This is a genomic window from Pseudomonas sp. SDO524_S393 (assembly GCF_054071875.1).
On record NZ_JBSVVZ010000106.1, the window covers coordinates 1 to 13,681 of the forward strand.

The 13,681-nt window shown below is 60.8% G+C and carries 13 protein-coding genes; 8 read left to right on the top strand and 5 right to left on the bottom strand.

What is annotated here, in order from left to right; genetic code table 11:
* Nucleotides 1-66: 66 nt before the first annotated feature.
* The 3 genes from ACW9IB_RS28035 to ACW9IB_RS28045 are packed head-to-tail and all read right to left on the bottom strand — an operon-like array spanning nucleotide 67 to nucleotide 3,042.
* The gene (locus tag ACW9IB_RS28035; protein ID WP_457416516.1) at nucleotides 67-1,014 is read right to left on the bottom strand and encodes a lysylphosphatidylglycerol synthase domain-containing protein; all 948 of its coding nucleotides are present in this window, start codon (nucleotides 1,012-1,014) and stop codon (nucleotides 67-69) included.
* The gene (clsB, locus tag ACW9IB_RS28040) at nucleotides 1,004-2,266 is read right to left on the bottom strand and encodes a cardiolipin synthase ClsB (protein ID WP_457416518.1); all 1,263 of its coding nucleotides are present in this window, start codon (nucleotides 2,264-2,266) and stop codon (nucleotides 1,004-1,006) included. Before clsB ends, ACW9IB_RS28035 begins: the two co-directional genes overlap by 11 nt.
* Nucleotides 2,263-3,042: an endonuclease/exonuclease/phosphatase family protein gene (locus ACW9IB_RS28045; RefSeq protein ID WP_457416520.1), complete on the bottom strand. Its 780-nt coding sequence runs from the start codon at nucleotides 3,040-3,042 to the stop codon at nucleotides 2,263-2,265. The genes clsB and ACW9IB_RS28045 overlap by 4 nt, the downstream gene beginning before the upstream one ends.
* 215 nt (nucleotides 3,043-3,257) lie before the next feature.
* Here ACW9IB_RS28045 and ACW9IB_RS28050 point away from each other — a divergent pair, with 215 nt between their 5' ends.
* The 3 genes from ACW9IB_RS28050 to ACW9IB_RS28060 all read left to right on the top strand — a co-directional run bounded on the left by ACW9IB_RS28050 (nucleotide 3,258) and on the right by ACW9IB_RS28060 (nucleotide 7,542).
* Entirely contained in the window at nucleotides 3,258-5,363 is a 2,106-nt protein-coding gene (locus tag ACW9IB_RS28050; RefSeq protein WP_457416522.1) for a mechanosensitive ion channel family protein, read from the top strand.
* A 287-nt stretch (nucleotides 5,364-5,650) separates the two neighbouring features.
* Nucleotides 5,651-6,535, top strand: a complete 885-nt coding sequence (locus ACW9IB_RS28055) for a sugar nucleotide-binding protein (RefSeq protein ID WP_457367441.1) — start codon at nucleotides 5,651-5,653, stop codon at nucleotides 6,533-6,535.
* 350 nt (nucleotides 6,536-6,885) lie between these two features.
* Nucleotides 6,886-7,542 (top strand): DUF6671 family protein, encoded by a 657-nt coding sequence (locus ACW9IB_RS28060; RefSeq protein WP_457416524.1) that lies wholly within the window; start codon nucleotides 6,886-6,888, stop codon nucleotides 7,540-7,542.
* A gap of 2 nt (nucleotides 7,543-7,544) precedes the next feature.
* Here the strand turns inward: ACW9IB_RS28060 and ACW9IB_RS28065 are convergent, their stop codons facing one another.
* Nucleotides 7,545-8,516: a LysR substrate-binding domain-containing protein gene (locus ACW9IB_RS28065; RefSeq protein WP_457416526.1), complete on the bottom strand. Its 972-nt coding sequence runs from the start codon at nucleotides 8,514-8,516 to the stop codon at nucleotides 7,545-7,547.
* Between the two features lie 415 nt (nucleotides 8,517-8,931).
* Between ACW9IB_RS28065 and ACW9IB_RS28070 the strand changes: the two genes are divergently transcribed.
* From ACW9IB_RS28070 to ACW9IB_RS28090, 5 genes are read left to right on the top strand one after another with little or no spacing between them, the layout of a single operon-like run.
* Entirely contained in the window at nucleotides 8,932-9,195 is a 264-nt protein-coding gene (locus tag ACW9IB_RS28070) for a hypothetical protein (protein WP_457416528.1), read from the top strand.
* Nucleotides 9,192-10,388 carry a hypothetical protein gene (locus tag ACW9IB_RS28075; protein WP_457416530.1) on the top strand — a complete coding sequence of 399 codons (1,197 nt, stop codon included), beginning with the start codon at nucleotides 9,192-9,194 and terminating at the stop codon, nucleotides 10,386-10,388. Before ACW9IB_RS28070 ends, ACW9IB_RS28075 begins: the two co-directional genes overlap by 4 nt.
* 10 nt (nucleotides 10,389-10,398) lie before the next feature.
* A complete protein-coding gene (locus ACW9IB_RS28080) occupies nucleotides 10,399-11,025 on the top strand; it encodes a GNAT family N-acetyltransferase (protein WP_457367446.1) in 627 nt (208 codons plus the stop codon).
* A gap of 41 nt (nucleotides 11,026-11,066) precedes the next feature.
* Entirely contained in the window at nucleotides 11,067-12,227 is a 1,161-nt protein-coding gene (locus ACW9IB_RS28085) for a M20/M25/M40 family metallo-hydrolase (protein WP_457416531.1), read from the top strand.
* Nucleotides 12,224-12,760 (top strand): cysteine hydrolase family protein, encoded by a 537-nt coding sequence (locus tag ACW9IB_RS28090; RefSeq protein WP_457416533.1) that lies wholly within the window; start codon nucleotides 12,224-12,226, stop codon nucleotides 12,758-12,760. Before ACW9IB_RS28085 ends, ACW9IB_RS28090 begins: the two co-directional genes overlap by 4 nt.
* Nucleotides 12,761-12,813: 53 nt before the next feature.
* Here ACW9IB_RS28090 and ACW9IB_RS28095 read toward each other — a convergent pair whose 3' ends face one another.
* Nucleotides 12,814-13,512: an OmpW/AlkL family protein gene (locus ACW9IB_RS28095; RefSeq protein WP_457416535.1), complete on the bottom strand. Its 699-nt coding sequence runs from the start codon at nucleotides 13,510-13,512 to the stop codon at nucleotides 12,814-12,816.
* Nucleotides 13,513-13,681: the final 169 nt, after the last annotated feature.

Consider the following 13,681-nt stretch of genomic DNA (forward strand, 5'->3'; position numbering starts at 1 on the left):
ATGTGTAAACGATGTCTCCGGTTTCAGATGTAAACGATGTGTCCGGTTCTACACCGCGATATCGGTTCAGGCCGGCGACTTTTTCACGCGCAACGCCTTCGCCTTGGCCTCTACGCCGAGGTACATCGCCAGCGCGATCAGCAGGGGCAGAATAAAGTAGATCGCCCGGTACGCGATCAACCCGGCCAGCAAACTGCCCCTCGACGCTTCATGCTGCAACAGGGCAATGAACACGGCTTCCAGCACACCCAGCCCCGCCGGAATATGGGTGAGCACGCCGGCAATCGCGCTGATCAGCAACACCCCCAGCACCAGCGGATAATCCAGCTTGGCCGGCAGCAGGGTAAAGATCACCGCCGCCATCAGCGACCAGTTCAGCGCGCCGAGCATCAGCTGCACGCAGGCCATGCGCGGTGATGGCAGGTTGATTTCCATGCCGCGAATCGTCCACGCGCGCTTCTTCGAGAACTGGCAGGCCACCAGATAACCCAGGCTGACCAGTACCAACACCACGCCGATACCTTGCAACGCCGTGCTGCTGACTTTCCACCCCGGCGGCATGCTGACCAGCCCACTGCTGAACACCACCCCGGCGATGGCCATGTAGCCAAACCAGTTGGTGGCCAGGCTCAAACCGAGGATCTTGGCGATATTGCTGGTGCTCACCCCGAGCCGCGAGTACAGCCGGTAACGCATGGCGATGCCGCCGACCCAGGCGCTCAGGTTGAGGTTGAAGGCATAGCTGATGATGCCCACCGGCAAAATCTGCTTCCAGATCAGGTTCTGGCGGATATAGGTGCGGCCGATCAAGTCGAAGCTGGCGTACACCAGAAAACTGCACAGCGTCAGTGCGCCCGCGATCACCAGCGTGCGCACCTTGAAGTCGCCGAGGGTCTGCACCACTTCGCTCCAATCGATACGGCGGGCGAGCAGGGTGAACAGTACGATCAGCAGCAGGAAGAAGGCGATGGTCAGCGGTTTCTTCCAGCGCTTGAACCTGGATTCAGAGGTCATTGGCCGGACTCTCAACAGGTTTCAAACGGGGCTTGTGTGCTGGCAGCCAACCCGTCAACGCCGGGAAATGGCGCATCACATGAAACACCAGGAAACCCACGGTCAATCGCCACAACCACAGGCGCGGCTTGCGGTTCTCCGGCATCGTCTGGCAGTGCTGATGGGCGAGGGTTTCCAGGCGTTCGTAGAGCTGTTGGTTGAACGCGCGGTCGCGCACCAGCACGTTGGCTTCCAGGTTCAACGACAGGCTCAGAGGGTCCAGGTTGCTCGAGCCCACGGTGCTCCAGTCGTCATCCACCAGCGCAACCTTGCCGTGCAGCGGGCGCTGGCAATACTCATGAATCACCACGCCATCCTTGAGCAGGTAGTCATAGAGCATGCGTGCGGCCAACTTGGCCATAAGCACATCGGGCTGGCCTTGCATGATCAACTGCACGTGCACGCCACGGCGCGCGGCGTTGCGGATTTCCCGCAGCAGACGGTAGCCCGGGAAGAAGTAGGCGTTGGCGATCACCACCCGTGTGCGGGCCTTGCTCAAAGCCTGGATATACGCCTCTTCGATGTCGTCACGGTGCTGGACGTTGTCGCGGTAAATCAGCCGCACCAGACCGTCGCCCCGTTCGCCGGGCCACGGCGCCGGGCGTTGCTCGCGCCGCCGCCAACCGCGTCGCGTGCGCACCTGGCGGCCACTCTGGGCGAGGGTGAAATGATGCAGGTCGGCCACCGCCGGGCCTGTCACCTGGACGGCGTAATCCTGTTTGGCTTCGGGGCCGAAATCCCCCAGATGGTCAGCCGAAAAGTTGATCCCGCCGATAAACCCCACGCTGGCGTCCACTACCACGATCTTGCGGTGCAGGCGGCGAAACCAGTTGGTGCGAAAGCCCAGGGTCTTGGCGGCGGGGTCGAACATCTGCACCGTCACGCCGGCCTCCACCAGTTCCCCCAGAAACGTCGGGCTCAGTTCGCCGCACCCGAAACCATCCAGATTGAGCAGCACCTTCACACCGCGCTGCGCCGCTTCGATCAGAATGCCTTGCAGTTCATGCCCGACCTTGTCTTCGAAGAGGATAAAGGTCTCCAGCAGAATCTCCCGTTGCGCCGCACGCAGGGCATCGAACACCCTGGGAAAGTAAGCTTCGCCGTTTTCCAGCAGCTCGATCTGGTTGCCGCTCTGCCAACCATAATCGAGGTCGCGGGCCTTGGCGGCGTCCGGCGGCTGATCGGTGGAAATATGTTCGACCGCGACGTTCATAGCTCCACCTCCACCGACAGCGGCACATGATCGGACAAGTGGGACCAGGGCCGCGTGGTCAGCACCCGAGGGTTGTGCACTTTAAGGTTGCGCACATAAATGCGGTCCAGCGCCAGCAGTGGCAAGCGCGCGGGAAAGGTGCGCGCCGGTTTGCCCTGGGTCTGGATGAACACTTCCTCGAGGCCGCTCCGGGTCAGGTCGGCACGCTGGCGCCAGTCGTTGAAATCGCCGGCGACCACTAGGGGGGCGTCCGCCGGAATCTCGCCAATTCGCCGCTCCAGCAGGCGCAATTGCTGCTGGCGATGCACCTCGCGCAGGCCAAGGTGGATGCAGATCGCATGCACCTCTTGCCCGCTGCCGGGCAGGCGCAACACGCAGTGCAGCAGCCCGCGGCTTTCATGGCCGCTCTGGGAAATATCGAGGTTGTCGTAACGCACGATCTGGAATTTCGACAGCAGCGCATTGCCGTGATCGCCATGGGGGTAGACCGCGTTGCGCCCGTAGGCGAACTGCGGCCAGATGCTGTCGGCAAGGAACTCGTACTGCGGCATGTTCGGCCAATCGCTGTAGCGCTGGGGGTGGCGCTCGTGGGTACCGTGGATTTCCTGCAGGAACACCATGTCCGCGCCCACACTGCGCACCGCTTCGCGTAGCTCGGGCAGGATGAAGCGTCGATTCAGGGCGGTGAAGCCCTTGTGGATATTGACCGTCAGCACCGTGAAGCGCGTGATGGCGGCGCTGGGGGGGATCGGTACCCAGTCGGGAATTGCAGCCATGGTTGCTCCTGGAAAGATCGGCGGATTGGCCCGCGTTTATGGCTGACTGCAATTTTTGGTTGAAAGTTTCTACGGGCCTACAGGCGGCACACTGCCACTCACCCACCAACGGCGGACGCGGAGCGTCCAGAGCGGCATTCCCACGCAGAGCGTGGGAACGATCGGAGTGAAAGCCCGTCAGTTCCTTACAGACCTTTCTGTCAGGAGCCCGTGTTTTGCTGAATTCAAAGGCTGCATTACTGCTCGGTGTGCTGTTGTTCTGCGGCAGCGGCGCCCTTCACGCGTCGGCCGTAGCGCCACCCTCCGAGGCGCCGGCCAAGCCGGAATTGCTGGTGGAGGGCGGACTGCTCGGGGCCATCAGTTCCAGCATCGATGATGTGCAGGACAAGCTCGACCTCAACCAGAACCTCGTGGATGCCTGGCGCCTGCGTGCCGACCGCGCCGCCGATGAAGTGGGGCGCCTGGTCGACCAGACCGCCGAGCGTTCGCCCTGGAGCGTGGCCGGGGATTTCCTGTTGCTGTCCGGGGTGTGGATCGGCGCGTTCAGCGCACTGACGCTGTTCGCACGCTTTATCGTGCAGCGCTTGAGCCGGCGCGCGTTTGTCGGGCAGCGCGAACGTCTGCAAGCGGTGCTTGGGTACGTAGTCCCCTATACGATTCCTGCGCTGATCTGCCTGCCCTTGACCCTGTATGTCAGCCACTTTCTCCAGACATCGGTAGGGCGGGCGCTGGCGCTGTGTTTTGCCTATGCCACCAGCAGCGGCATCTTCTCCACCTCGATGCTGCTGTGCGTGATCGTGATGTTCAACGTCGGACACAAGCGTCCCGCCGTACAGATTATTCGCGGTTACTGCCCCAAACCGCTGTTCCTCATCGGCTTTCTTGCGGCCCTCAGCGACGCCTTGACCAGTCCGCAGATCGCCCGCCAGTTGGGCGGCAATATCACCAGCAGCATCGCAGTGTTCACCGGCCTGTTTGCGGCGGTGATCTTTGGCGTGCTGGTGGTGCGCCTGCGTCGGCCTGTCGCCCATCTGATTCGCAACCGGCCACTGACCCAGCGCCTCAAGCACCCGGCGTTGCAGCAATCTTTGCGGGTGTTTTCCGGGCTCTGGTACTGGCCGATTCTGTTGATGGTGCTGGTCTCGGCGATCAACCTGATCGGCGCCGGCGACGATAACCAGAAGGCGCTGCGTTGTGCGCTGTTCACCACCATCCTGCTGATCGGCACGGTGTTCCTCAGTACCGTGCTGCAACACCTGTTCAAGTCCCGCAGCCAGGTGGCGATCCAGCGCAGCAGCGCTTACAAGGAACGTTTTCTCAGTTTGTTGCACGCGATCCTGCGCATTGCCATGGCCATCGCGTTCATCGAAATCCTCGGGCGCATCTGGGGTGTTTCCCTGTTCGAGTTTGCCCAGCGCAATTCGGTCGGTCGGGCGATCAGCGACTCTCTCAGCAGCATCGGCCTGATCCTGCTGATGACCTGGCTGTTCTGGGTGGTGCTCGATACCGCGATCCAGGAAGCGCTCAAGCCGCCGGTGAACAAACGCTCCAGCCGCCAGCCCAGCACGCGGGTGAAAACCATCCTGCCGCTGCTGCGCAACGCGGTGAAAATCATCCTGGTGGTGATCTGCGCGATCACCACCATGGCCAACCTGGGCATCAACGTCGCGCCGCTGCTGGCAGGCGCCGGGGTGGTGGGCCTGGCCATCGGTTTCGGCTCGCAGCAGTTGGTGCAGGATGTGATCACGGGCCTGTTCATCATCATCGAAGACACCCTGTCCATCGGCGACTGGGTGGTGCTTGATTCCGGTCATGCGGGTACCGTCGAAGGCCTGACCATTCGTACTCTGCGCCTGCGCGATGGCAAAGGGTTCGTGCATTCGGTGCCGTTCGGCCAGATCAAGGCCGTCACCAACCAGTCACGTCAATTCGCCTACGCATTCTTTTCGGTGCAGTTCACCTACGACACCGACGTGGACAAGGCGGTGGAGCTGATTCGTGAGGCTGGCCAGTCGATCCGCGACGACGTGTTTCTCAAGTACAACCTGCAAGGCCCGCTGGAAGTGTTTGGCGTCGATAAGATGGACCTCAACGGCGTAGTGCTGACGGCGCAGTTCCGCACGGTGTCGGGCGGGCAATACGCGGTGAGCCGGGCGTTCAACCAGCGCCTGAAAAAGCTTGTGGATAACTGTGCCGAGGTGCACTTCGCGCAAACTTATCCACAGCAGGTTTTGCTGCCAAAGCGTGCGCAGCACGTGGATGAGCCGGATGAAGAGGTGCCGGCGCCGGTGGTGCTGACCGAGCAGCCGCGTACTCAATGACGCCTGGGTGAACAGGCCGACGCCTTCGCGAGCAAGCCCGCTCCCACATTTGGAGCGTGTTCCAAGGATGTACTCAGACCAACTGTGGGAGCGGGCTTGCTCGCGAAGAGGCCTTCACTATTACCTCTGTCATTGCGCCGGCTACAACAAGTTGCAACCACACACTTTCTCCGTGACGGTTGCGCGACAAACCCGCAAAATGCAACGATTCTGGCAAATACCACGGCAGTGCACCTACGCCTGCCGACAATAGCCATCGTTCCAAACAGACCGGGCCTGCTCAATCTATGCGAATGCGCCTTATGTTACTGGGCGGCGGGAATGCCCTCGGGCAGGCGCTGATTCGCCTCGGTGCAGAGGAAGACATCGGTTTCCTCGCCCCCAAACCGCCCCAAGACGGCTGGGATGCCGCAAGCCTCACCCAATTGCTCGACGACACCCGTCCCGATGCGTTGATCAACCTCGCCTACTATTTCGACTGGTTCCAGGCAGAGGCGGTCAATGAAACCCGCTTGGCCGGGCAAGAGTTCGCCATCGAGCGTCTGGCCGAACTGTGCCAGCACCACAACATCATCCTGCTGCAACCGTCCAGCTACCGTGTGTTCGATGGCGCCCGCGCCACCGCCTACAGCGAAAAGGACGAGCCCGTGCCCCTGGGCCTGCGTGGCCAGGCGTTGTGGCGCATCGAACAGAGCGTACGTGCCACGTGCCCGCAACACGTGCTGCTGCGGTTTGGCTGGTTGCTGGATGACAGCGTCGACGGCACCCTCGGGCGTTTCCTGGCCCGGGCCGAACGTCCCGACGAATTGCTGATGGCCGATGATCGACGCGGCAATCCGACGCCGGTGGACGACGCCGCGCGGGTGATCATTTCGGTGCTCAAGCAACTCGACTGCGCCGCGCCGTTGTGGGGCACCTATCACTACGCCGGCCATGAAGCGACCACGCCGCTGGCGCTGGGCCAGGCGATCCTCAGCGAAGCCCGCAGTTACCACCCGCTCGCCATCGAGTCGCCTACCGCCCAGGCCCATGCGGCCCGCCCGGATGCCAGTGACGAGCCGCAGCATGCGGTGCTCGCCTGCAAGAAAATCCTGCATACCTTCGGCATCAAGCCGCGGGCCTGGCGGGCCGGTTTGCCGGCGTTGCTCGACCGGTTCTATCGACACGGTTGAATAAACAGGGCGCCTGCAACAGGCGCCTTTTTTATGCCTGGCACAACATTTTAATTAATATCGAGTACTTGCCTATTCCTGCCATGAGCCACTAACGGTCCTTTTACCGACAAGTACTTCGCTGGTATTCCACCACGACATGCCAACGCCTCTTAAATGTCATTTGCACTTAACGTCTGCGCTCAATAGATTTTCGGCCTACATAAACCTGTTTATTGGCGGACACTGCAATGGCACTTACAAATACTCATCTGTCATCATCGACTGCTGTACGCACAACACCCTCACCTGCTGTATTGACTCAGCGAGTTGCCGGCGGTGAAACGGGCCCCGAGATTTTAATTGCCACTATGCACGGTAAAGAAGTGGTGTTGGGTCCGGTATTAGCCGCCCTGGGTTTTCAAGTATTGCTGCCCATCGGTTATGACACCGATGCCCTCGGTACTTTTTCCGGTGATATTCGCCGGCCCGGTACTGCCTTTGATGCCGCCCTTGAAAAAGCCCGTCGTGCCTGCGACGCCACCGGTGTCGCTCGGGCAGTCTCCAGTGAAGGCACCTACCGGCCTTCGCAAACCTTGTTCCCGGGTGCCCGGAATGCGGAGCTGCTGGCCTTTGTCGACCGTGAAAGCGGCTTTGAATGCGTGGAATACGTGACCGATACACCCACCCGTTTTGACAAGGGCCGCGTGCCGCCAGACATTGCAGCGCCTGAGGTCCGCCGCCTGTTGTCATTGATCGGCTGGCCGCAGACCAAGGTGCTGGTGGTGCCCAACGATCCGGGTGAGAGCGTGGTCATGCCGGAGTGGGTATTCAAGGGCATCGGCGACGAGCAAGCCTTGGCCGAAGCCTTCGAAACCTGTGCCCGGCACACCGCCGATGGCTGGGTTCACCTGGAGACCGACCTGCGCGCCCACATGAACCCGTCGCGCATGACCTCCATCGCCCAGGTCGGCGAGCGCCTGAGCGCGCGCCTGGCGAAAGAGGGGTATCGGTTCGCGGTGGCCTAGCCTTACACCGCGGGTGCAAAAGTGTGCAGATTCGTCACCAGTTGACAGGGTAGGGCGCTCGGCCGCGTTGGGCGCTCGGCAACCGAGCTGAGCATCCACTGCACCAGCAAGTCCACGGCTTCGTTGTCGCGCGAGGCCTGGCAGATATAGAACGCGCGCGGGCTTTTCAGGCGTGTTCCCAGCGGGGCGACCAGCGAGCCTTCGTCCAGCAAATGATTGACCAGAGGCGAGCTGCCCAACGCCACGCCGTGTCCCATGCTGGCGGCGTGAATCATCTGGTCGAAGTGGCTGAAGCGCAGCCCGACGTCGCCCACCGGCACGGCGGGTTTGGAGGCCGCCAGCCAGTGGGGCCACTGCAACCAGGGCCAGGCGTTCTGCGGGTCGCTCAAGTGCAGCAGGGTGTGATGCTGCAAGTCTTCGATGCAACGGATCGCCCGACCGCTGCGACGCAGCAACTGGGGGCTGCACACCGGAAATATCTCTTCGCTCGACAGGCAGACATCGGTTTGCGGGTTGACCTGATCGGGGCTGCAATAACGAATGGCGAGGTCGACGAGGCCTTGCTTGAGGTCCACCACCCGGTTATCGGCCTCCAGGTGAATGGCGATTTCCGGGTGCAGGTCCCGAAAGCGTGCCAGGCGCGGCACCAGCCACAAGGAGGCGAACGAGGTGGTGGTGGAGATCTTGAGGCTCAGGTGAGCGGGTTCCCGGCGCAGGTTGTCCACGGTCTTGGACAGGCGCGCAAGGGTGTCACTGACCACCTCGAACAGCTCACGGCCCGTGTCCGTCAGTTCCAGCGAACGGTGCCTGCGCTCGAACAGCGCGCTGCCGACAAACTCTTCGAGTTTCTTGACCTGTCGGCTGATGGCCGACTGAGTCACGAAAACCTCATTGCCAGCCTTGGAAAAACTCAGTTGCCGTGCGGCAGCCTCGAATCCAATCAACAAGTCCAACGGTGGTAGCGGTCTAGACATCTGACGTCATCCCTTCACAGCTCAAGTTGGTTGTTGAGTCCAATAGCGTTTTCTGCCGGCGCGCAAGTGCCGCCGACAGACCGTGCCTGGTCAGAAGTGCAACTAAAGTGGATCCAATAATAGTGTTTTAAGTCGTTTTACGGTCGCGACAACGCCGGCCGTTTTACCACAAATCATAGGCTTGGAAAGTTTCACTTCATAGAAAGCAAGAGGGCGCGGGAGCTAAAGTTTTCACCGCGTTACTCTAAAACTTCCAGTGTGAAAAGTAATGTGAATTGCTGTGAACTCTGAGCCTCCTGTCGGTTATCTACGTATTCCGTGGCTGCATGCAACACCTGCCGAAAGATTGTTTGAGCCGCCTGCGCTCGCCGCTCACTATTGTTTCCCCGTCGTGTTTACGCACAGGAGTGACGATGTGAACTTTCAATGCAGTTCCAGATTTTTGATGAGCCAGGGCGAAGTTATAAGTCTGAATTGTCCTGCGGGTTACACCCTTAAAACCATCATTGGGCAACTTCAAATCACCCGCGAAGATCAATTGGGCAACTTGGTATTGAGCGCCGGAGAAGTGTCTAGCGTGGGCATTCCCTGCGCGTTGACCATCAAGGCCATGAGCCATGCCTTTGTGTCGGTGACGGAGTCAACCTATTCGCGGCAGATGCAGGAGTGCAAGGCATGAAAATACCCAGCCACTTGACGAGCCCCTCGGTACAACTGGGCATCAGTATCGGCATCCTGATGTATGGCAGTTACGGCCTGGCCCATGATGCTTTTGCCAATGGCGTGCTGATTGCGCTGTGTACCTTTGTCGGGTTGTTCATTCCGTATTACTCGAAGTTGAGCAACAAGCTCGAAGAGGTCATCAACCTGCGCACCGCGCTGGTCAGCCTGGGGCGCCTCGGACGCTTCATCCCCCAACTGGTGTTTAACGTGGGAGTGTTCATCGCCCTGGTCGAGGGCGGGGTGTTTCCGCCTGGCAACCTGTCTGACCTGGGCGGCGTGCTCGGCATTGCCCTGTTGACCACCTGCGCCTCACAAGGCATGCAATACGTGGCGCTGGCCCTGGCCAACCGCGAACTGGGCGACAGGAACCGCAACGTGCTGATCGCGCTTTCCACCAACATTGTGGTGACGTCGCTCGCGACCTTGGGGTTGCCGTGGCTCAAAGTGGCCTTCACGGTCTTCGGCATGGCGTTCGGTATTGCATTGTTTACCGTCGGCCTGCTGTCGGACCTGCGTGGCAGGTTGCCCAAGCGTGGCGGAGTCGGGGTGTTCTTCGGCACCTTCAACCCGATTCATCGCACTCACCTGGCGCTGATCCGTGACGCCATCGAGTCTCGGGGCCTGGAAAAGGTCTACCTGCACAGCACCATCATTCCCAAGTTGCATGCCCAGGCCCTGGAGCGCGGTGAAATCCAGATCGGTCACTACGAACACGGCATGCGCGTGTATGAAAAAACCCGACGCGCCGACGTGCACCTCAACTACTTCCCCACCGGCTCGCGCTTCTACGAGTACGAAACCCGTGAAGCCATGATGCGGGTGGCGGTCGAAGAGGCTGGCCTGCAGGGCAAGGTCGAGGTGCTGTCGTTGCCCAACGCCTATGCCGAGGGCGGTTTCTACGCGGTCCTCAAGCACATCAAGGGGCTCGCCCAGGGCAAGCCGATCCACGGCATCCATGGCAGTGACCTGGGGGGCATGTGGGTGCGCGGCATCTACGACGAGTCGGGTTGGCTCTATCCCTATCCGGTGGTGCGGCGGGACAAGGTCTCTGCGACGGCCATCCGCAATGGTGCCAAGGGCCAGACCACCCAGACCGTGCAGCACATGATCGAGTCGCTTCGCGATATCACTTCCCTGAAGAGCCACTGAGGAATTCGCCGTGTCCGTTTCCATTCACAGCTCACAGAGCGACTCCAAAGCCATCGCACGCTCGCCGCTGACCATCAAGATCGTCGAAAGCGAAGACGAGCGCATCAAGGCCATGCTGGTACGCGCCATTGTGTACATGCACGAGCAGCAGTGCCCGTTCAGCGAGGAATTCGACCTCAATGACCACGCCGCCACCCAGGTGGTGGGGTTGATCGCCGACGAGCCGGTGCTGACCGCCAGGATCCGCTACTTCAACGGCTTCGCCAAGCTGGAGCGCCTGGCCATCCGCAGCGAATACCGGGGTCGTGGCTATGCCCACCAGTTGTTGAAGTTCTTGCTGAGCATCGGTCGGCAGAAAGGCTTCTCGCGTTTCTACCTGCATGCCCAGGTCCAGCTCGAGTCGTTTTATGCCGGCTACGGGTTCAGCAAGGCCGGCACGGCGTTCGCCTTTTCCGATCACGGCTACACCGAAATGCTGCTGGAGGAAGACAGCCCGCTGGCACAACCCTCGGCGCACATCGGCGTGCATCCCATGCTGCTCAACCGCCCGGAGAACAACGTTTATTCCGCCGGCCCGCTGGAGCAACGTCCCGGCAATGTTCTACCGCAGTTGATTCGCACGGGAGCCGTCGCATGAAACACGGGGTATGCGCAGTTTTGTGTTCGCTTGTGTTGGGGATGTCCCAGGGGTACGCCGCAGAACCGATTCCGGCGAGGTCTCTGCAACTGTTGCAGGAAGTGGTGAACATCAACACGGACTCCAGGAACCCACAGGGCCTGAGCCAGGTCCGCAAAATCCTGATTCCGTATTTCGAAGCCCTGGGCATGGTCGTCACGCATCATCCGTTGGCTGACGGTCGCGACGTGCTGAGTTTCGAGACTGCCCATGCCAAGCCGAGCGTGTTGCTGATCGGCCACCTGGACACGGTGTTTCCACCTGCGAGCCCGTTTCAGAGTCTGTCCCAAGAGGAAGGGCGCCTGATCGGCCCCGGTGTGATCGACATGAAAGGCGGTGTGGTGCTGATGCTCGACGTGCTGGCGCAACTCAAGCAAACCGGGCACCTGGACAACGTACGCGTGGCACTCAACGACGACGAGGAAATCGGCTCAAGCGTTTCCAGGCCGGTGCTGCAACAACTGTCCCAAGGGCTGGCGTACGGCCTGGTGTTCGAACCGGGCCTTGAGGACGGCGCCTACGTGAGCAGCCAATCGGGCATTCGCTGGATGAAGCTGACCACGTCGGGCAAGGCTTCCCATGCCGGGCTCGAACCTGAAAACGGCATCGATGCCTGCCTTGACCTGGCCATCAAAGTCAAAAAACTCGCCGAGCTCGCCCGGCCCGAAGAGGGGCTGCTGATCAACCCAGGCGTCATCGAAGGTGGCACCAAACCCAACGTGGTCTGCGACCACGCCAGCGTGACGATCGACGTGCGTTTCCAGAAGCTGGCGGATTGGGAGCGGACCTTCACGGCGCTGGAGCAGATCAGCCATCACAGTGACGTCTACAACGAAAAACTGCAGCAGGGTACCCGCACCGAGCTGACCAAACTGGCCGAGATGCCTTTGCTGGCGGCCACCAATACCCAGGCGGTGGTCACCCAGGCCGAAGCGGTCGCCGAGGCCCTGGGGCAGCCGTTCAAGGCCCGCCCCGTCGGCTATGGCAGCGACGGCAACAACATTGCGAACCCGACCATCCAGATTCTGGTGGGCCTGGGGCCCTATGGCGGCGGCATGCACTCGGAAAAGGAGTTCATGTTGGTTTCGTCCTACGGCCAGCGGCTTGCCTTTGCAGCAGCACTTATAAGAAAACTTGACCCAACCGTTAGGAGCACCCCATGAAAGCACTGGTCGTGATTGATATTCAGCGTGAGTACATCGCCGCAGGCCGCAAGTTTCATATCGAGTCCATCGGCCCATCCCTGCAGAATGCCTATGTGATGCTGCAGCACGCGCGTGAAGAGGGCTGGCCGATCATCCATGTGCAGCACTTGCAAGACGGTGATCTGTTCAACCGCGACTCGGACACGTCGGACTTCATCGACGGCTTCGCCCCCGAGGCCGCCGAAGCCCATGCGACCAAGGGCAACTATTCGGCGTTCTCATCGCCGGCCTTTGTCGATTTTGTCCAGCAGCACGCAGACCACGAGTTTCTGGTGATCGGCTACGGCACCACCATGTGCTGCCTGTCGACCATCATCGAGGGTTACCACCGGGGCTACCGTTTTGCACTGCTGGAAGATGCCACTGCTGCGCTGGCGTCCAACGGCTTGTCGGAAGCTTCGTTGCAGCACCATGCGACGACGATCCTCAAGACCTTTTCGCGGGTAACGAACCTCACCCAGGAAACCCGGGTGCTTGAAGAGGCTGTTTAAGCAGCACTGTGGGAGCGGGTTTATCCGCTCCCACAGTGGTTATGCAGGGATGTTTAGAACTTGTAGCCGATACCGACCATGTACACCATCGGGTCCACATCCACGTTGACCTTGGCACGGGTGCCCTGGCCCAGCGCGTTGTTGTCCACGGTGGCCTTGGTGCTGATGTCGATATAGCGCGCCTGGGCGTTGATCATCCACTTGTCGTTGATCATATAGTCGGCGCCGATCTGCGCGGACCAACCCCACGAGTTCTCGGCCTTGAAGTTGCTGAAGCCGGCGCTTTGCGCACGGCTGCCGACATGCTCGTCGTAGATCCAGGTGTAGTTGATACCGGCACCCACGTAAGGCTGGAAGGCCGACTTGTTGTCCAGCGGGTAGTAGACGACGCTCAGGGTCGGCGGCAGGTGTTTCAGGGTGCCGAGCTTGCCGTTGGCAGCGCCCAGAGCGGTGTCCTTGATCTTCACGTCATGCTCGAACGGCGTTGCCGCCAGCAGCTCGATACCGACGTGGTTGGTGAGCATGTAGGCGAAGTTCAGGCCCAGTTGGGTGTCGCTGCTCATGGTCGCCTTGCCGCCCAGGTTGGCACCGGCCAACGGGCCCTGATCGACCTTGACGCTGCTGCTGTCGGCCTTCGGGTTCACGGTGATCGCGCCGGCGCGAATCAGAATGTCGCCCGCTTCGTGAGCATGGGCGACAGGGGCGGCGAGGGCCAGCGCGACGAGGGACGCGCCGAGCAGAGACTTGTTCATGGGAGCTCCAAAAGGACGTTTAAAAGGTGTACGTCCCATGGTAAAGATCGTTCCGCGCGATCCTTTGACTCAGCTCAATGAAAGGTCGATCAGCCAGTGACAACGCAGATCAAAATGTGGGAGCGGGCTTGCTCGCGAATGCGGTGGGTCAGTTACTGATGAGCAGACT